At 30.7% G+C, this 19,443-nt stretch carries 16 protein-coding genes and 1 other annotated feature (1 of these 17 running past the window's edge); of the genes, 15 read left to right on the forward strand and 1 reads right to left on the reverse strand.

Annotation, left to right across the window (positions count from 1 at the left end):
* Nucleotides 1-170, forward strand: a binding site (T-box leader) (it extends 55 nt beyond the left edge of the window).
* A 53-nt stretch (nucleotides 171-223) separates the two neighbouring features.
* The 14 genes from pheS (at nucleotide 224) to I6U48_RS07760 (ending at nucleotide 16,493) form a co-directional block, all read left to right on the forward strand.
* On the forward strand, nucleotides 224-1,243 hold the full coding sequence (pheS, locus tag I6U48_RS07695) for a phenylalanine--tRNA ligase subunit alpha (RefSeq protein ID WP_218319831.1): 1,020 nt from the start codon (nucleotides 224-226) through the stop codon (nucleotides 1,241-1,243).
* A gap of 36 nt (nucleotides 1,244-1,279) precedes the next feature.
* Nucleotides 1,280-3,658 carry a phenylalanine--tRNA ligase subunit beta gene (pheT, locus tag I6U48_RS07700; protein ID WP_218319832.1) on the forward strand — a complete coding sequence of 793 codons (2,379 nt, stop codon included), beginning with the start codon at nucleotides 1,280-1,282 and terminating at the stop codon, nucleotides 3,656-3,658.
* A gap of 171 nt (nucleotides 3,659-3,829) precedes the next feature.
* Nucleotides 3,830-4,429 carry a cell division protein ZapA gene (locus tag I6U48_RS07705; protein ID WP_218319833.1) on the forward strand — a complete coding sequence of 200 codons (600 nt, stop codon included), beginning with the start codon at nucleotides 3,830-3,832 and terminating at the stop codon, nucleotides 4,427-4,429.
* 213 nt (nucleotides 4,430-4,642) lie between these two features.
* Complete coding sequence (locus I6U48_RS07710) at nucleotides 4,643-5,746, forward strand: NAD-dependent epimerase/dehydratase family protein (RefSeq protein WP_218319834.1); 1,104 nt, start codon at nucleotides 4,643-4,645, stop codon at nucleotides 5,744-5,746.
* A 5-nt stretch (nucleotides 5,747-5,751) separates the two neighbouring features.
* The gene (locus tag I6U48_RS07715; RefSeq protein ID WP_312890928.1) at nucleotides 5,752-6,999 is read left to right on the forward strand and encodes a UDP-glucose dehydrogenase family protein; all 1,248 of its coding nucleotides are present in this window, start codon (nucleotides 5,752-5,754) and stop codon (nucleotides 6,997-6,999) included.
* An 11-nt stretch (nucleotides 7,000-7,010) separates the two neighbouring features.
* Complete coding sequence (rfbH, locus tag I6U48_RS07720) at nucleotides 7,011-8,330, forward strand: lipopolysaccharide biosynthesis protein RfbH (RefSeq protein WP_218319836.1); 1,320 nt, start codon at nucleotides 7,011-7,013, stop codon at nucleotides 8,328-8,330.
* Nucleotides 8,331-8,396: 66 nt separating this feature from the next.
* Complete coding sequence (locus I6U48_RS07725) at nucleotides 8,397-9,995, forward strand: aldolase catalytic domain-containing protein (protein ID WP_218319837.1); 1,599 nt, start codon at nucleotides 8,397-8,399, stop codon at nucleotides 9,993-9,995.
* Nucleotides 9,996-10,076: 81 nt separating this feature from the next.
* Entirely contained in the window at nucleotides 10,077-10,742 is a 666-nt protein-coding gene (locus tag I6U48_RS07730) for an SDR family NAD(P)-dependent oxidoreductase (RefSeq protein WP_218319838.1), read from the forward strand.
* A complete protein-coding gene (locus I6U48_RS07735; RefSeq protein ID WP_218319839.1) occupies nucleotides 10,739-11,797 on the forward strand; it encodes an AroB-related putative sugar phosphate phospholyase (cyclizing) in 1,059 nt (352 codons plus the stop codon). Before I6U48_RS07730 ends, I6U48_RS07735 begins: the two co-directional genes overlap by 4 nt.
* Before the next feature lie 104 nt (nucleotides 11,798-11,901).
* Nucleotides 11,902-13,704, forward strand: coding sequence for a thiamine pyrophosphate-binding protein (locus tag I6U48_RS07740; protein WP_218319840.1), 1,803 nt, complete (start codon nucleotides 11,902-11,904; stop codon nucleotides 13,702-13,704).
* A gap of 24 nt (nucleotides 13,705-13,728) precedes the next feature.
* Nucleotides 13,729-14,658, forward strand: coding sequence for an NAD-dependent epimerase/dehydratase family protein (locus I6U48_RS07745; RefSeq protein ID WP_218319841.1), 930 nt, complete (start codon nucleotides 13,729-13,731; stop codon nucleotides 14,656-14,658).
* A 102-nt stretch (nucleotides 14,659-14,760) separates the two neighbouring features.
* Nucleotides 14,761-14,958 (forward strand): glycosyltransferase family protein, encoded by a 198-nt coding sequence (locus tag I6U48_RS07750; protein ID WP_446681751.1) that lies wholly within the window; start codon nucleotides 14,761-14,763, stop codon nucleotides 14,956-14,958.
* Between the two features lie 3 nt (nucleotides 14,959-14,961).
* On the forward strand, nucleotides 14,962-16,203 hold the full coding sequence (locus I6U48_RS07755; protein ID WP_218319842.1) for a class I SAM-dependent methyltransferase: 1,242 nt from the start codon (nucleotides 14,962-14,964) through the stop codon (nucleotides 16,201-16,203).
* 62 nt (nucleotides 16,204-16,265) lie between these two features.
* A complete protein-coding gene (locus I6U48_RS07760) occupies nucleotides 16,266-16,493 on the forward strand; it encodes a hypothetical protein (RefSeq protein ID WP_218319843.1) in 228 nt (75 codons plus the stop codon).
* Nucleotides 16,494-16,738: 245 nt separating this feature from the next.
* Here I6U48_RS07760 and rfbF read toward each other — a convergent pair whose 3' ends face one another.
* A complete protein-coding gene (gene rfbF, locus I6U48_RS07765) occupies nucleotides 16,739-17,509 on the reverse strand; it encodes a glucose-1-phosphate cytidylyltransferase (protein WP_218319844.1) in 771 nt (256 codons plus the stop codon).
* Between the two features lie 247 nt (nucleotides 17,510-17,756).
* Here rfbF and I6U48_RS07770 point away from each other — a divergent pair, with 247 nt between their 5' ends.
* On the forward strand, nucleotides 17,757-19,397 hold the full coding sequence (locus I6U48_RS07770; protein ID WP_218319845.1) for a glycosyltransferase: 1,641 nt from the start codon (nucleotides 17,757-17,759) through the stop codon (nucleotides 19,395-19,397).
* Nucleotides 19,398-19,443: the final 46 nt, after the last annotated feature.

A 19,443-nucleotide genomic window follows, 5' to 3' on the forward strand; every position in this document is an offset into this window, starting at 1 on the left:
CAAGGCTGAAAGCCTTCTTAAAAGCTTATATGTTGAAGTTCGCTTCGGAGTTCTAATTGTGAAGATAAGTTAGCAGTTAGCGGTTAAAACCGATAATTTATTAGAGAGGATATTATTTATTTTAATAATATCAACTTGGGTGGTAACGCGGATATAAGTTCGTCCCTTGTTAGGGACGAACTTTTTTGTTTTTTTAAAAGAACAATTGAAAGGAGAATAAAAAATGAAAGAAAATTTAGAAGCTATAAAAAATAGTGCTCTTGAAGAACTAAAAAGCGCTAAGAATAGTGGTGAACTTGAAAACATTAGAGTTAAATATCTCGGAAAAAAAGGAGAGTTAACACAGATATTAAGAGGTATGGGTGCATTATCTGCTGAAGAAAGACCTCTAGTTGGAAAGATGGCAAATGAAGTAAGAGCAGATATAGAAGGTGCTTTAGAGGAATACTCAAGAGAATCAAAAAATAAAGAAAAGAATGCTAAACTTCAAAATGAAATAATTGATATTTCAATGCCAGGTATAAAACAAAATTTAGGTAAGAGACATCCTTTAGAACAAACATTAGACCAAATGAAGGAAACATTTATATCTATGGGTTTCACTATAGAGGAAGGTCCAGAAGTAGAGCTTGATTATTATAATTTTGAAGCTTTAAATATACCTAAAAATCATCCAGCAAGAGGAGAACAAGATACTTTTTATATAAATGATAATATAGTTTTGAGAACTCAAACTTCACCGATTCAGGTAAGAACTATGGAAAATCAAAAGCCACCAATAAAAATGGTGTCACCAGGTAAAGTTTATCGTTCAGATGCAGCTGATGCTACTCACTCACCAATATTTTATCAATTTGAAGGATTGGTTGTAGATAAGGGAATAACTTTCGCTGATTTAAAGGGAACATTAGAATTATTTGCAAAGAAGATGTTAGGAGAAGAGGTAATAACTAAGTTTAGACCACACCATTTCCCATTTACAGAGCCTTCAGCAGAAATGGATGCTACATGCTTTGTATGTGGTGGAAAAGGATGCAGAGTATGTAAGGGAGAAGGATGGATTGAACTTCTAGGTTGTGGAATGGTACATCCGCAAGTTCTAAGAAATTGTGGAATAGACCCTGAAGTTTACAGTGGTTTTGCATTTGGAATGGGAGTAGACAGAATGGTTATGCTTAAGTATGGATTAGATGATATAAGACAGCTTTATGAAAGTGATATGAGATTCTTAAATCAATTCTAATATTATCAATTTTAAATAGAGAAGGAGGATTTCTAAATGAAAGTTCCAGTTAAATGGTTAAAAGATTATGTTGATATAGATATTGCACCAAAGGAGTTAGGTGACAGATTGACTTTAAGTGGTTCTAAAGTTGAAGAAGTTATAACAACAGGTGATGAAATAGAAAATGTTGTTACAGGTAAATTAATAAAGATAGAAAAACATCCTGATGCTGATAAATTATCAGTATGTCTAGCAGATATAGGGGAAGCTGAACCTGTTCAAATTGTTACAGGTGCAACTAATATGAAAGAACAAGATGTAGTACCTGTTGCTCTTCATGGATCTACCCTTGCTGGAGGTTTAAAAATAAAGAAGGGTAAACTTAGAGGTGTAGTTTCAAATGGGATGTTCTGTTCTGAAGAGGAACTTGGGATAGCAGGAGATGAGCCTGTACATGGTCTTATGATATTACCACAAGATACGCCTATTGGAAAAGACATAAAAGAAGTTTTAGATATGACAAGTGCAATAATAGATTTTGAGATAACATCAAATAGACCAGATTGTTTAAGTGTAGTAGGCATAGCAAGAGAAACTGCTGCAACATTAAATAAAACTTATAAAATGCCTAAATTAAGCTATAAAGTAGGTTGTAAGGATAATATTGAAAATGAAATAAAAGTTGAAGTAAGAGACAGCCTATGTAGAAGATATATGGCTAAAGGAGTAAAAAATATTAAAATACAGCCATCACCAGGATGGATGCAAGACAAACTTTTGGAAGCCGGAGTAAGACCAATAAATAATATAGTAGATATAACAAACTTTGTTATGTTAGAGCTTGGACAGCCAATGCATGCATTTGATTCCAGAGAAATAACATCAAAGACCATAGTGGTTGAAAGAGCAAAGGATGGAGAAAAGTTTACTACATTGGATGGTCAGGAAAGAATATTGACTTCAAATATGTTAAATATAAAAAATGGAGAAACAACTATAGGCCTTGCCGGAATAATGGGAGGTTTAGATTCTGAAGTTAAAGATGATACTTCTTATATAATATTTGAATCTGCTACTTTTGATGGAACAAATATAAGAGTTTCTTCTCAAAGACTAGGACTAAGAACTGAGGCTTCTTCAAGATTTGAAAAAGATCTAGACCCTAACTTGGCCCAAATTGCGATTGATAGAGCATGTAATCTTGTAGAAGAGTTAGGTGCAGGAGAAATAATGGATGGAACAGTAGATGTATATCCAGAAAGACGTCAACCTCATTCTTTAGAAGTAGATTACAAATGGGTAAATAAGTTTCTTGGAACAGATATTAGTAAAGAGGATATGAAGGATTATTTAGACAGATTGGAATTATGTACAGAAATAAAAGATGATACTTTATTTATAAATGTACCTACTTTTAGAGCTGATATTAATATAAAAGAAGATATAGCTGAAGAGGTGGCAAGAATATATGGTTATAACAATATTCCTATAACACTTATACAAAGTGTTAGCATGAGAGGGGGAAAAAGTAAGAAACAACATTTAGACGATAAAGTAATAGAAGCATTAATAGGAAGTGGTATAAATCAATCAATAGGATATTCTTTTGTAAGTAGAAAGGTATTTGATAAAATACTTTTGCCAGAGAATGATATTCTCAGAAATGCGGTAGCTATAAAGAATCCATTAGGTGAAGATTATAGTATAATGAGAACTACTACTATCCCATCTATGATGGAGGCACTTGCAAGAAACTATTCAAGAAACAATGAGTATGCCAGATTGTTTGAAATGGGAAGGGTTTATATACCAAACGAAGATTTAAACAAACTTCCAGAAGAAAGAAACTTAGTAACTATCGGATTATATGGCGATGTTGATTATTTCCATATAAAAGGAGTAGTTGAAAATATACTAGAAGCATTGGGAATTGATAAAGCTTCTATTAAAAGAGAAAGTGAAAACCCAAGTTTCCATCCAGGTAAAACAGCAGCACTTTATATAAAGAAAGATTTTGTTGGTACATTAGGAGAAATACATCCAGATGTAGCAGAAAATTATGGAGTAGAGGAAAGATGTTATATTGCAGAGCTAAATCTTGATATATTATACAAATATTCAAATTTAGACAAGAAATACAAGCCTCTCCCTAAGTTTCCAGCTGTAACGAGAGACATGGCAATACTAATTGATGATGCAGTGCTTGTACAGGATATAGAAGATATAATGTGGAAACAAGGTGGAAATATATTAGAGAATATTAAATTGTTTGATGTATATAAGGGAGAGCAAATCCCAGAAGGAAAGAAAAGTATAGCATATTCTATGGTTTATAGAGTAGAAAATAGAACTTTAACTGATGCAGATGTGAATAAAGTTCATGATAAGATAGTTAGAACCCTAGAAAGTAGACTTGGAGCTCAACTAAGATAAGAGAAAAAACATAGAAGTTATGATAAAAAGTAGTATGAACTAAATAAAGCGTAGCATACTGCTTTTTATTATATCTAAGTTAAAATAAAATGTTTAATACATATGGATTTTATGATAGAATAAAGTTATAAAAATTTGGAATAAAGAGTTAGTATCTAAGAGGGTGTTTACATGAATATAGTAACAGTTAAGATAAATGGAATTGAATATAACTTAAAAGGTGATGAACAAGAAGAGTATTTACATAAAGTGGCTAGTTATGTAGACAAAAAAGTGAAAAACATAATGGATAATAATGCCAAATTAAGCACGTCATCTGCAGCTATTCTTTCTGCTGTAAATGTAGTTGACGATATGCTTAAAAGACAGAAAGAATATGAGGAACTTGTTAATAAAGTAAATCAAATGGAGAAAGCTCAAAAAAGTTATATGGAACAAATAGACTCTTTAAAGAAGCAACTTAAGCATATGGAAGAATATAACGATGAACTTCAGCTAAAGTTAAAAAGCAATTCTAATAATCAGCACTTGGAACAAAAGAAGCAAGATATAGAAAAGCTAACAAAGGAATTAGAACTAACTCAAGAAACAGCTCAGAAATATATAAAGGAAAATGCAGAGCTTAAAGCTGAAAATAAAGAATATAAGTTTCAAGTTCAATCGGCTAAATATAAAATGATAGATTTGCAGCATAGATTAGTGGAAAATCAAATAAACTTAGCTAAGGAAAAAAAACAAAAACACCCGTTTTTAAATGATAGCACAAAATAAAATCTGAACTAATTTGTTTTCAATTAGTTCGGATTTTATTTTTATGTGCGGATTATTAAGTATATTTATTGTATAAAAGTTGTTTCAAGGTTATTGTGGAATGTAATAAAATATAACAATACTGAATATAAATATTTAGTAGAGCTTTTTAAAAAATTATGGAACTGTACATGTAAAAGCAATAATTAGGGATTGGAGGCTAAATAATTTTTTATGATAAAAAACAAGATTGTACTAGAAGATATGCAGTATATATACAATAATTTATCACAAGCGGAAAAGAACAAATTTAAAAAAAGTAAAATCTTAATAACTGGTTGTGCTGGGTTTTTAGGTTATTATTTTATGAATTTTTTCTTAAATAAAAAGGAGGAACTTGGTATTGAGTCCGTGACAGGGTTAGATAATTTTAAACTTGGAAAAGCACCCTGGCTTTATCAGATATTAAATGAAAATAAAGATATAAAAATATATGACTTTGATATAACAAAGGATAACATAGAAAAAACAGGAGATGACTGCCAATATGACTTTATAATTCACATGGCATCTATAGCATCTCCTGTTTTTTATAGGAAATATCCTATAGAAACACTGGATGCTAATGTTTGGGGGCTTAGAAGACTTCTGAACCTTTATAAAGATAAGGAAATAAAGGGATTCTTATTTTTTTCAAGTAGTGAAATATATGGTGACCCTTTTCCAAACTTTATTCCAACACCTGAGGAATATAATGGGAATGTTTCAATGCTTGGGCCAAGAGCTTGTTATGATGAAGCTAAGAGATTTGGTGAAACTATATGTTATTTATTTGCAAAACAATATAATTTACCAATAACCATAGCAAGACCCTTTAATAATTATGGACCTGGTATGAGATTAAATGATAAAAGAGTACCAGCAGATTTTGCAAAAGCTGTTTCTGAAAATAAAGATATAGTTATGTATTCAGATGGAAATCCTACAAGGACTTTCTGTTATATAGCTGATGCCATAATAGGATATCTAAAAGTTTTAACTCATGGAAAATTTGATTATTTCAATATAGGTATAGATACACCAGAAATTTCGATAAAAGAACTTGCTGAAATTTACAGGAAAAAAGCAAAAGAAATTTTTGGGCATAGTATAAATATTAAATTTGAAGTGGCTAGTGACAAGGAGTATTTAATAAACAACCCTTCAAGGAGATGTCCTGTTATAGGTAAAGCAAGGAAACTGCTTGATTATAATCCATCAATTTATGTTGAAGAAGGAGTTGAGAGATTTTTAAAGTTTATAAAATTTAATAAAGAAGAAAGTTATTCAGAGGAGTGATATTTGTGATTACAGTAGTTGGCTTAGGATTTGTTGGTTTAACTACTGCTCTGGGATTTAGCGAGAAAGGCTACAAGGTTTATGGATATGATATAAATAAGGAGAAAACAAGGTTAATTAAAGATGGTAAAGTTCCTTTTTATGAGGAAAATCTAGAAGAAGTATTAAACAGAAATTTAAATAAAAACTTTTTAGTATCAAATAACCTAGAAGAAGCAGTTCAAAATAGCAAATATATATTTTATTGTGTAGGTACCCCTAGTGATGAAGAGGGAAATGCAGATTTAACTTATATTTTAAATGCAGTGCAGGATACTTTGAAAATTATAAAAAAAGTAGATTCAAAAATATTCATAGTGAAGTCTACTGTACCTCCTTCTACTACCTCGGCTAAAATTGCTCCCTTTATTGAAAAATGTGGATTTGAAGTTGGAAAGAATATAGGACTTGCTAATAATCCAGAGTTTTTAAGAGAAGGTTGTGCATGGTGGGATTTTATAAATCCAGATAGAATAGTTATAGGACAATTTGATGATGAAACAGGAAAGGAAGTTGAAAAACTCTATAAAATTTTTAATTGCCCAATTTTTAGAGTTTCTTTAAATACTGCAGAATATATTAAATATTTATCTAATACTTTATTGGCCTCTATGATAAGTTTTTCTAATGAACTATCTATGATTGCTTATGAAATTGGAGATATAGATATAAAAAATGCTTTTGAAATTTTACATCTTGATAGAAGGTGGTCTGGATCACCTGCTAATATATCGACTTATGTTTTTCCAGGGTGTGGATTCGGCGGATATTGCCTTCCAAAAGATACAAAGGCTTTGTATTCATTATCAGAGAAATTAGGTTTTAAAGCAGAACTTTTAAAAAGTGTAATATATGTAAATAAAATCATAAAAAAGCATATTGTAGATAGGGTTATTTCAGAAATTAAAGAAGATGAATATATAGGAGTACTCGGACTTTCATTTAAGTCTAATTCGGATGATATTAGGGAAAGCCCTGCAAAGGATATAATAGAGGAGATGATTAAAAGGGGACATAATAAAATAATAGCTTATGATCCTATTGCAAATGAGAACTTTAAAATAGCATTTAAATTACCAATCGAGTATGCAGAAAATATTGAAGATATTGTAAATAAAGCTGATAAATTTGTTATATTGACTAAATGGGATGAATTTAAAAATGATAATAAATTAAATAATAAAAAAATATTTGATTTTAGATATATACTTTGAGGGGGATAAAAATGAAAGATGAGAGTATTTTAAGAAAAGAAATACTTGAAAGAGTTAAAGAAGTATATAACTTAAGAAAAGAAAAAGAAGAATTTATTCCAGGAAAAACTAGAATTCATTATTCAGGTCGTGTTTTTGATGAAAAAGAAATGATGGCTGTAGTTGATTCGGTTTTAGATTTCTGGCTTACACTAGGACCTAAGGGTAAGGAATTTTGTGACAAACTAAAAGAATATTTAGGTATAAAAAATTGTTTGGTTGTAAATTCAGGATCTTCTGCGAATTTAGTTTCTATAGGTGCATTATGTTCGCCTAATATAGACAATCCTATTAAAAAAGGCGAAGAAGTTATAACAACTGCTATGGCTTTTCCGACAACGGTAGCACCAATAATTCAAAATAGTCTTATTCCTGTATTTGTGGACATAGAAGAAGATACTTATAATATAGATGCTTCTAAAATTGAGAATGCAATATCAAAAAAAACAAGAGCAATTGTGCTTACACACATGCTTGGCAACCCAGCAGAAATGGATAAAATAATGGCAATAGCAAAAAAATATAATCTTTATGTTGTTGAAGATACCTGCGATGCATTAGATTCAAAATATGATGGAAAACATTGTGGGACCTTTGGGGATATTTCTACTTTCAGTTTTTATCCAGCTCATCATATTACTATGGGTGAAGGTGGAGCTGTTTGTACTAACTCCACAGAGCTTTACAGAAATGCAGTTTCCTTAAGAGATTGGGGAAGAGCATGCTTTTGTCAGACTGGTGAAGCAAATCCTAATGGTGCATGTGGACATAGGTTTGATTTTAAGTTTGAGGGATTTCCAGAAGGTTATGATCACAAATATGTCCATAGTAATATAGGTTATAATTTAAAGCCACTGGACATTCAATGCAGCATGGGTATAGAACAGCTTGAAAAACTTACTGAGTTTACCAAAAGAAGAAGATATAATTTTAAAATATTATATGACTGTCTTAAAAAGTATGAAGATAGATTGATATTACCTAAATCATTACCTAAATCAGATCCAGCTTGGTTTGCATTTCCTCTTACAGTAAGAGAAAATGCAAAATTTACAAAGAGAGATTTTGTAATTTATTTAGAAAATAAACTAATAGAAACTCGTTCCCTATTTGCAGGTAATATATTAAAACATCCAGGATATAAGAATATTGAATGTAAAATATCAGGAGAGATGAAATATTCAGATCAGGTATTGCACAATACTTTTTTTATAGGAGTATATCCAGGAATTGATAATGAAAAATTAGATTATATGGTTAAGTGTTTGAAGGATTTTCTTAGCCAATATTAGGTATTTAGGTAAGACTACAAGAAACTTAAAGAAAATCTTTAGATCGTAAAAAGAGGAGAAAATTACATGAGTAAATTGAAACTTTTAGACTGTACGCTTCGTGATGGTGGATATTTGAATGACTGGGAATTTGGGCACGATACTATGACAAGCATACTTGAGCGGTTAGTAAGTTCCGGTATTGATGTAATTGAAGTTGGTTTTTTGGATGAGCGGAGAGATTTCGATATAAACCGCAGCATAATGCCGGACACTGCATCTGTCAAGAGAATATACGGAAATATTGATAAGGGAAATGCAATGGTAGTAGGAATGATTGATTATGGAACATGTTCTATTGAGCATATACAGCCATGCAATGAGGGATATCTTGATGGTATTAGGGTTATATTTAAAAAGCATATTATGCATGAAGCCATTAATTTTTGTAAACAGATTAAGACACTTGGATATAAGGTATTTACACAAGCTGTTTCAATAACAAGCTACAATGATGAAGAATTGCTTGAACTTATAGGACTTGTAAATGATTTGGAGCCTTATGCTATATCAATGGTAGACACTTATGGGCTCTTGCATCAGGATAACTTAATTCATATTTTCGATATTATGGATACGAATCTTAACCCTCAAATATGTCTTGGATATCATGCACATAATAACTTTCAAATGGGATATGCCAACTGCATTGAGGTTTTGAATAAGAATGTAAATCGTACAATTTTAGTTGATGGAACTCTTTATGGTATGGGAAAAAGTGCAGGCAATACACCTATAGAACTTATAAGTATGTATATGAACGAAAATTTTGAAAAGAGCTATGACATTAATCAGATGTTGGAAGCAATAGAAATTAACATTATTGAGATATATAATAAGATACCTTGGGGCTATAATTTATTCTATTATATTTCGGCGGCAAATAAGTGTCATCCAAATTATGTATCGTACCTGTTAAATAAACGAACACTATCAATTAAATCAATCAATGAAATATTAAAATGCATTGATAAGGAGAAAAAATTGCTTTATAACAAAAACTATATTGAAGCATTATATCTTGATTATCAACGCAATGAGTGTGATGATACTGATGCAATAAAAGCTTTAGAAATTGAGCTTAGGGATAGATTAGTATTGCTTATAGGTCCGGGGAAGAGCATTGCATCAGATGTAGATAAGATAAAAAACTATATAAATGCACAAAATCCTATTATCATTTCCATTAACTATATATGTAGTGCTTATACACCACAATATTTGTTCATAACAAATTCAAAAAGATACGTTCAGATGGCAACAAAATTAAGCGAGGATAATTACAGGACATTAAAGACAATAGCCACTTCTAATGTGACTAAAACAAATGGAAGTTTTTCTTATGTGTTAAATTATAGTTCACTTATTGATAAAGAAACTGAAATTCCAGATAATTCTTTTATTATGTTGTTAAAGGCTCTTGAAAAAGCTGGTGTTAAAAATATAGGATTTGCTGGTTTCGATGGATATTCAGAAAGTGAAATGAACTATTTTAATACAAACATGGAATACAGTTTTGCTAAAGAAAAGGCACAATATCTTAACAATTATGCAAAGATTTTTCTAAGTGATTATAAAAAAAGAATAAATGTTGAGTTTGTTACAAGTTCATATTATGAGATATGATCATGAAAAAATATGATATGTGATTATAGATGTACAGATGAAGAACTAAAAAATTGTGTTAGATTATGGAAAGGAGACTTAATGAGAAGAGTTTTGATTACAGGTGGGAGCAGAGGAATTGGAAAAGCTATAGCTGAGAAATTTGCAGCGAATGGATACCAAGTAACAGCACCTGCTCGTGTGGAACTTAATTTGGAGGATTCAGCATCTATAAAAGAATTTATTAATGATTATAAGGATATATATTTTGACACTATTATTAATAATGCAGGCTGCAATGACATAAATATTATTGATCAAATAAAAGATGATGAAATTGATAGAATGATGGCTGTTAATCTTATAACTCCAATAAAACTGATTAGAGGATTTGTTAGAAAAATGAAAGAAAATAAGTATGGAAGAATTGTAAATATAGGCTCTATTTGGGCAGTAGTATCAAAGGAAGGCAGGACTATCTATAGTGCTACAAAAAATGGAATTCATGGAGTGACTAACACATTATCTGTAGAGCTGGCAGCTCATAATATTCTAGTGAATACAGTATGCCCTGGATTTACGCTCACTGAAATGACTAAGAAGAACAATTCTCCAGATGCAATTGTTGAAATAGTAAAGAATATTCCAATTGGAAGAATGGCTGAACCAAAAGAAATAGCAGAAGCAGTTTTCTTTTTAGGACATGAAACTAACACGTATATTACTGGTCAAAAGTTAGTAGTAGATGGAGGTTTTACTGGAAAATGATTATTAAATCAAGTACAAAAGAGTATATAGTTAATATTGAGAAGGATTTTAAGTTTGTTGAAATGTTGAAAAAGAAGGAAAACGCATTATTTGTGATTGATAGAAATTTGTATAATTTATATTACCGCATTTTGTTTCAAGATATTCAGAAGGAGAAAATATATATTATAGAAGCTATTGAAACAAATAAAACTATTGAATCTGCTTTGAGTATATGCGAAGTTATGACAAAAATTCCTGCTAAGAGAAACGTGCATTTGTTATCTTTTGGAGGAGGAATTGTACAGGATATTACAGGATTTGTTGCAAATATTTTATACCGAGGAATAAGCTGGACCTTTGTACCTACAACGCTTTTAGCTTCATGTGACAGCTGCATTGGTGGTAAAACATCATTAAATTATAAGCAATATAAAAACTTATTAGGAACGTTTTATCCACCAGATCAAATATATATTTGTTCTCAATTTTTTAATACATTATCGGATTATGATTTTAAGAGTGGATTAGGAGAAATAGTTAAGTTTAATATAATGTATGGAGAACAGGGGATAACAAAAATAGAGAATAATATTGAGCAATTATTAGCACGTAATAAAGAAACATTAGACGAGTTTGTTGAGAAATCACTAATATTTAAGAAAGGTTTTATAGAAGAGGATGAATTTGATAAAGGAATTCGTATTCATCTTAACTTCGCTCATACTTTTGGACACGCATTCGAAGCTGTAAGTAATTATATGATACCTCATGGAACAGCTGTTGCTATTGGAACACTTGTTGCAAATCGTATTTCCTTTGAACGTGGATTGTTAAAAGAAGATATAGTTACTAGGATAGAAACAATAATTAAAAAAATAATTAATGTTGATTTACTTCAAACTTCATTTAATTTGGATAAAATAGTAGATGCCATGCGTAAAGACAAGAAGCAGATTAATGACAATTTAACAGCAGTTCTATTATATGGTAATATGCAATTAAAAGTCTATCATGATTTAGAAAAAAAGGAGATAAAGCAGGCAATTAGCTTTGTTTCTAACATTCTTAAGTAATATCAAAGAATAGAAAAATGAATATAAAATTATTATAGTTTGAGGTTTGTATTCTGCAGATAATGTATATGAAATTAAGAGTTTCATATAGAAGGAGGGGAGAAATGAAAATAAAAGTAGCAAAATATATAGCTGATTTTATGGTTGCGAATGGGATTAAACATGTATTTACGATAACTGGAGGAGGAGCAATGCATTTGAATGATGCATTTGGTCATCATCATAAGTTACATTGTATTTATAATCATAATGAACAAGCAGCTTCAATTGCAGCAGAAGGTTATACAAGATTAACAGGAAAGTTAGCATTAATTTGTGTTACTAGTGGGCCTGGTGGTACAAATGCAATTACTGGGGTGCTAGGAGGTTGGCTTGATTCTATTCCAATGTTTGTTGTATCTGGACAGGTTAAAAGAGAAACAACAACGTGGTCAACAGAGGTTCCACTTAGGCAGCTTGGGGATCAAGAATATAATATAGTAGCTTCTGTTTCATCGATGACTAAATATGCACATATGATAACAGAACCATTAGAAATAAGATATCATTTGGAAAAAGCACTTTATCTCGCATTAAATGGACGAGGAGGACCAGTGTGGTTAGATGTTCCACTAGATGTTCAAGCTGCTATTGTTGAAACAGATGATCTGGTAGGGTTCTCTTCTAATGAAATTCCGATTGAAAACCCAGTTTATGATAAAAACCTAACAAGTAAGATACTTGAGAAAATCAAACAAGCCAAAAGACCTGTAATTATAGCTGGTTCAGGCATTCGTCTTGGAAGTGCATATGATGAATTTATTTCGCTTATCGAAAAACTTAAAATTCCAGTTACAACAGCATGGAATGCGCACGACTTGTTATGGGATGACCATCCATTGTTTTGTGGACGCCCAGGAACAATAGGAACCCGTGGAGGTAACTTTATTGTTGAAAACAGCGATCTTATTTTTGTTCTTGGATGTAGACTTAATATAAGACAAATTAGTTATAACTATAGGAATTACGCTAAAAATGCATATAAAATTATAGTGGATATTGACAAAAATGAATTGAAGAAACCGACAATCAAGCCAGATTTACCTGTATGGGCGAATGTTAAAGACTTAATGGTTGATATTGTAGATTCTGACTACAAAGCTGAAGAGGAATCACACTCGAGATGGCTTAAATGGTGCAGGAATATAAATGCAAAGTATCCTGCAGTATTACCAAAATACTATGAAAAGATAAATCCAGTAAATCCATATGCATTTATTAATGAGCTATTTGAAGAGTTAGAAGAAGGAGAAAATATTATAACTGGCAATGGAAGTGCATGTGTTATTACTTTTCAAGCAGCTAAAATAAAAAGAGGGCAGCGTATTTTTACTAATTCAGGATGTGCTTCAATGGGATATGGGTTTCCAGCAGCATTAGGTGGATGTACTGGAACTGATGGAAAACGAGTAATTTGTATAGATGGTGATGGTAGTTTTCAAATGAATATTCAAGAATTACAAACTGTTGTTTATAACAAAATGAACATTAAAATATTATATTTAAATAATGATGGATATCTTTCCATAAGACAAACTCAGAATAATCTGTTTGATCCACCACTTGTGGGCGTCTGCGATGAGAACGGTGTAAGTTTCCCTGACATGAATAAAATTGCATGGGCTTATGGTATACCATATATAAAAATCAACAATATAAATGAAGTGAGAACCTTAGTAAGAAAAATGTTAGATATTGAAGGACCTGTAATCTGTGAGGTGATTATTGACCCATCACAGAACTTTGAGCCAAAACTATCGTCAAAGGTGTTGCCGGATGGAAAAATCGTTTCACCATATATGGATGATATGTTCCCGTTCCTTGATAAAACAGAATATGCTGAAAATAAAAATTTAGATTTAATATAGTTAAATGAAAGGAGCTGCCTCAATATGGCATCATTAAAAAAAGTAGTTATATCAGGTGCAACTGGTTCTATTGGAATGGCATTGATTTCATATTTTATAAAAAAGCATGTTGAAGTATTGGTTCTTTATAGAAATAATTCGTTGCGTGCTAATAGGATACCCGATCATCCTCTTGTAACAAAGGAGATCTGCAGTTTAGCTGATATGTCAAGTTTTGTATTAAAAAGTGATAACAAGTATGATGTTTTTTATCATTTTGCATGGGAAGGCACTTTTGGTGATGCTAGAAATGACATGTACCTGCAAAATCGAAATGTTCAATATACACTTGATGCTGTACATTTGGCAAAACGGCTTGGGTGTCATACATTTATAGGTGCTGGATCGCAGGCTGAATATGGGAGAGTTGAAGGAAAATTGACACCGTATACTCCAACCTTTCCGGAAAATGGATATGGCATTGCGAAATTATGTGCAGGACATATGAGTCGCATATTATGTAAGCAACTTGGATTGAGGCATATATGGACTCGTATTTTGAGTGTGTATGGTCCAATGGATAATGAGTATTCTCTGACAATGTCAACAATTGTTAAACTTATAAATGGTGAGCAGACGCATTTTACTAGTGGCGAGCAAATCTGGGATTTTCTCTATAGTGAAGATGCAGCAAACGCATTTTATTTAATTGGAGAAAAAGGAGTTAATGGAAAAACGTACTGCCTCGGAAGTGGCAATACATGTTTGCTAAAAGACGCAGTTACAGAAATTATTAACCAAATTAACCCTAGTGTCAAAATTGGAATAGGTGATTTACCATATCCGCCCAATCAAGTCATGTTTCTTTGTGCAGATATAGGAAGTCTTACTGCAGATACTGGATTTGTTCCATTGGTAACATTTAAAGAAGGAGTACGTAAGACTATAGAATGGTATAAGAAGAATAATAAATGAAGAAGACGATGTTGTTCCAATAAGTGAAGCAATAGTCGAGCAGCAAAAGAAAGTAAAATCATATATTTCTTACGCTCCAGTTATTATAAGTTGATAAAAAGGATGTCCGAAGTAGAGCAAATAGAACATTTTACAGGCGTTGGATTATATGATAAGAGCTTTATAAATGTTCTTCGAGATTTGAATGATCGGACACCTTTTTTACGTGGTATTGTTGCTGAATTTAGGCTGAAACATAAATATATTCCAAATGGTGTTTATGATTGTAAGTTAATAATTTTTAATATTGAAAAGAGGTAAAAAATGAAAAGAAACTATGAAAATATTGATAGATGTAGAGAGAAAAATTTAATTAGAATTTGTCCTATATGTAATTGCAATAAAGGATATGTTTTGCATAGTCAAAAAATGATATTACCAGATGACTACTTATTAGATAGCAATTTTGATATTGTTAAGTGTATTCAGTGTGGTTTTATATATTTGGATAGTAAGTCAGTACAAAAAGATTATGATACCTATTATGAATGTTTATCTAAATATGAAAGTGATACTACAATAACTGGAAGCGGAGTAACAGAAGGAGATAATGTAAGATTTGATAATATATCAAAACATATAGAGGAGGTATTAAATAATAAGGATGCTAGTATATTAGATTTAGGATGTGCAAATGGTGGACTGCTGTTTTCTTTAAGAAATAGAGGATACAAAAATGTTGTAGGATTAGATCCATCTAAAGTATGTGTCAGTAATGTAATGAATAAAGGAATAAAGGCTTTACAAGGCAATATTTTATCATCTGAACTTTATGAGCTTTCCAAGGAATATGGAGGATTTGATTGTATTGTATTATCTAATGTTTTAGAGCATATTTATGATTTGTCTAACGCCATAAAAAAGGTTATAGAATGTCTAAAAGATGATGGCATATTATGTATAGAAGTGCCTAATGTATTAAAGTATTTTGAATATTTTACTTTGCCTTTTCAATATTTTAATATTGAACATATTAATCATTTTGATAATATATCTTTAAATAATTTATTACTAATCAATGGGTATTCATGCATTAGTTTGAAGGAAAATGAAGATATAATAACTTTAAAACAAAGTTATCCGGTTCTAACTGGATTTTACAAAAAGAAGAATGATAATAAATTATTGCCAGATAACTATATTTATGATGATTATTTAAAAGAAATTGATACTTATATCGAAAAATCAAAAGAAAATCACATTAGAATAAATACTGAATTAGAAAATATGTTGATTGAGTTTAAAGATGTGGTAGTATGGGGAACGGGGATGTACACTTCATGGTTATTAGCTAATACTAATTTAAATAAATTGAATATAAAAGCTTTTGTGGATAACGATAGAAAAAAACAGGGTGAAAGTATGATTGGAGTGAAGATAATATCTCCTGAACAATTAAAAGTTTATGATGAACCAATATTTATTTGTTCAATATATTATAGTGATGATATTGAAAGACAAATTAAAGATGATAAATTAACAAATAAAATAATTAAGATAAACTAAATCTTTATAAAATGCAAGAAAAATGTTATCAATATTTTAAAGTTGGTAGTGTAAAGTGAGCTATGAAAAACAGAGTAAAGAAATTTCTGATTATGAATTTTAAAAAGAAAAATTCTCTAAGAAAGAACTATGACGCTAAGACTGTTAATTATGCTTGTGGACGGGCTTTGAACTATAATGCTTTTAGTTATAAAGTAGTAAAACGAATATGTGAAAAAGGCATTATTGAATTTTCTACAGAGACTAATATCAGTTATATAAACACTGAAACAACCTACACGCATAGATAACTTTCGGAATATTTGCATTTATAAAGATTGGGGGGAATTAACTAATGTTTGAAGCCCGTTTAGGGCTATTTTCTCACTAGTAGCTTGATATACAGCCTTTAAGTCTATATCTGGTATTTGTAATTGTTTCATTTTATTTTCTCCTATCATAATCCTTTGTGGTTATTTATTCCACAAATACCAGTTATACATACATAAAAAAAGCATATACAGATTTGATTTACACAAATCTGTATACGCTCCCATTAATTCCATACAGCCCAAGGCCTATTTTTTTCATTCCACATAGTATTTACTCTTTCAACATCTTTAAAGGTATCTATGGCAGTCCAGAAATCCTTATGGTGATATATAGACAGTTGTTCTTCTGTTGCTAATTTTACTAAAGGTTCCTGTTCAAAGAAACAATCCTTTTCAGGAATATAATTAAAAACTTTTTTGTTTAAAACCATGAAGCCGCCATTAATGAAATCCTGTGATATTGGTTTCTCAGTAAAACCTTTAACTATACCATTTTCTATACGTAAAACCCCATAAGGGGATACAGGATTTATACCAGTTATTGTAGCAATCTTTGATTTCTTATAATGACATTCTAGTAGTTTATTTATATCTACATTACTTAAAATATCTCCATAGGTAAGCATAAAATTGTCTTCATCAATATATTTTTGTATTTTTTTTATTCTACCCCCAGTAAGGGTTTCTAGCCCAGTATTTATAATTGTCACTTTCCAGTCTTCTTCTATTTTCGTTAAATATTCTATTTTTTTATCTCTATTCATATAAATTGATATATCGTTGTTCATCCACTCTAAATTCATAAAATAATCTTTTATCATCTCTCCCTTATAACCTGTACATAGAACAAAATCATTAAAACCAAAGTGCGAATAATACTTCATTATGTGCCAGATTATAGGGTGACTTCCTACGCTAACTAGAGGTTTAGGCCTATATTGTGTGACTTCTCTCATTCTTGTTCCTTTTCCTCCGCAAAGAATAACTACTTTCATATTGCACCTCACTGTTAATAGTTTTTATTTAAAAACTGAATTTATTTTAAATAGTTTTACTTGCATTATATTCATAAACGACTATGACTGTGAAAAAGTCTAAAGTCTTCTTTAACTTAAACATATTATAAATTTCATTGTCATATATTTAAATTAAACAGAATTATTGTGAGGAAAAAAAGAAAAGTTTTGCAAACAAAGGATAGTGAAACTTGTAAAGAAAGTTATTAAAGGAGGTATAACCAACATGCTTAAAGACCAACCACAAATTGCTCAAGTACTTAAAATCATTAGTGAATTAGTTGAAGCGGCAGAATATATGAATAGTTGTGCAGAGTCAAGAAAGTTTGAACAACTTGAAAAGTCTGCAACAAATATGATACAGACATTGCAGACTCTTGCATATCAGATAAAACAAGAAAATGCCTTTATTAGTGTATCTGCAAGTTGTGAGAATCTCATATATTCTATTAATAATATTTTAAAATTGGTGAAAACTAGATCTGAAAAAATTTGTTCAAAAATCGAATTTGAATTAATTCCAATTTTACAAGATTTCTATTATGATTTTTATTTTTTTACTAGTGTATTTGGAAATAAAGAAAAAGAAAAAAAACATTATCAAGAAGAGTTTGTGCCAATGACTAGAAATAGCTACATTGACAAAAGTATGAAAACTGGCAAATATAAATATGATGTTTCAATTGCAGTATTTGCTTATAACAAATTAGAATATACGAAACAATGTGTTGAAAGCATTATAAAACATACACCAAGTTATATAAATTATGAGTTAATACTTATAGATAATGGATCTAATGATGGAACTTATGAATATTTTGAATCCCTGTCGCCTACAAAAATATTTAAACTGAAACTTAATTCTTTGAATATGGTATTCGGTGCAGTTTCAAGGATTTATGAAGGACGATATATATTATTAATCTCAAATGATATTGTAGTTACTGAAAATTACTTAGATAACTTAATAAAATGTATTGAGTCAGATCCTAAAATAGCTATGGTAGTTCCTACAACGCCTAATATATCTAATTGTCAGACAATACCGGTAAAATATTCAACTTTTGATGAAATGAATGCTTTTGCAAAAGCAAATAATATTTCAAACCCAATTCGATGGGAGGAGCGAACAAGGTTATGTAATCCAGTTAGTTTTTATAGGAGTGATACTGTTATTTCATCCAAGGGAGTGGGGGTTATTGACAAATATTTTATATATAGCGAATTTTCTGATGATGCAGTATCATTGCGACTAAGGCGTGCAGGGTATAAGTTGATTTTAGCAAAAGATTGCTATTGTCATCATTTTGGAAGTGTGACACTAAGAGAAGCACAAATCAAAGAAAATACACTTGGGAAAAGTCGAAAATTATTTATTGACAGGTATGGAGTAGACGCATGGAATATCGGTTTTTGTTACGACCCTAAATTTATAGAAGTATTGACCGTAAAAGAAAAAGGGAGAGTAAATGTGTTAGGGATAAACTCTGGTTTCGGGTCAAATTCACTCAAGATTAAAACATTGCATAGAGAAGTAGGAAACCAGGAGACAGAATTGTTTTTTGTAACAGATGATGAGCGCTATGTTCCTGATTTGCAAGCATACAGCACTAATGTAAGACATGTCTTTGAGATAACAGCTGATATTTTTAAGGATATTTCCTTTGATTACATCTTATTAGAGGCAAATGTTAAAAAGATTATTAGTACTGCTGATAACTTTAATAAGATGAAGGAAAAGGTTAATAAAGGAGGGATGCTTGCCATATGTGCCACAAGTCCCGAAGATATAGAAATACTTGATAGGTTGAATGCTGATAAGTCTATAGATGGGAATAATGGACATTGGTTTATTTGGACATCCTAATTTATTTATAACTTGCTATTAGGATTACTCCCCATAGCAAGTTATG

Source organism: Clostridium thailandense, assembly GCF_019207025.1.
GTDB lineage: Bacteria > Bacillota > Clostridia > Clostridiales > Clostridiaceae > Clostridium_AM > Clostridium_AM thailandense.

Excerpts from the sequence above, each read along its gene's own strand:
- pheS (WP_218319831.1), top strand. The coding sequence starts at position 224 with ATGAAAGAAAATTTAGAAGCTATAAAAAATAGTGCTCTTGAAGAACTA.
- pheT (WP_218319832.1), top strand. The coding sequence starts at position 1,280 with ATGAAAGTTCCAGTTAAATGGTTAAAAGATTATGTTGATATAGATATT.
- I6U48_RS07705 (WP_218319833.1), top strand. The coding sequence starts at position 3,830 with ATGAATATAGTAACAGTTAAGATAAATGGAATTGAATATAACTTAAAA.
- I6U48_RS07710 (WP_218319834.1), top strand. The coding sequence starts at position 4,643 with ATGATAAAAAACAAGATTGTACTAGAAGATATGCAGTATATATACAAT.
- rfbH (WP_218319836.1), top strand. The coding sequence starts at position 7,011 with ATGAAAGATGAGAGTATTTTAAGAAAAGAAATACTTGAAAGAGTTAAA.
- I6U48_RS07725 (WP_218319837.1), top strand. The coding sequence starts at position 8,397 with ATGAGTAAATTGAAACTTTTAGACTGTACGCTTCGTGATGGTGGATAT.
- I6U48_RS07730 (WP_218319838.1), top strand. The coding sequence starts at position 10,077 with ATGAGAAGAGTTTTGATTACAGGTGGGAGCAGAGGAATTGGAAAAGCT.
- I6U48_RS07735 (WP_218319839.1), top strand. The coding sequence starts at position 10,739 with ATGATTATTAAATCAAGTACAAAAGAGTATATAGTTAATATTGAGAAG.
- I6U48_RS07740 (WP_218319840.1), top strand. The coding sequence starts at position 11,902 with ATGAAAATAAAAGTAGCAAAATATATAGCTGATTTTATGGTTGCGAAT.
- I6U48_RS07745 (WP_218319841.1), top strand. The coding sequence starts at position 13,729 with ATGGCATCATTAAAAAAAGTAGTTATATCAGGTGCAACTGGTTCTATT.
- I6U48_RS07750 (WP_446681751.1), top strand. The coding sequence starts at position 14,761 with ATGTCCGAAGTAGAGCAAATAGAACATTTTACAGGCGTTGGATTATAT.
- I6U48_RS07755 (WP_218319842.1), top strand. The coding sequence starts at position 14,962 with ATGAAAAGAAACTATGAAAATATTGATAGATGTAGAGAGAAAAATTTA.
- I6U48_RS07760 (WP_218319843.1), top strand. The coding sequence starts at position 16,266 with ATGAAAAACAGAGTAAAGAAATTTCTGATTATGAATTTTAAAAAGAAA.
- rfbF (WP_218319844.1), bottom strand. The coding sequence starts at position 17,509 with ATGAAAGTAGTTATTCTTTGCGGAGGAAAAGGAACAAGAATGAGAGAA.
- I6U48_RS07770 (WP_218319845.1), top strand. The coding sequence starts at position 17,757 with ATGCTTAAAGACCAACCACAAATTGCTCAAGTACTTAAAATCATTAGT.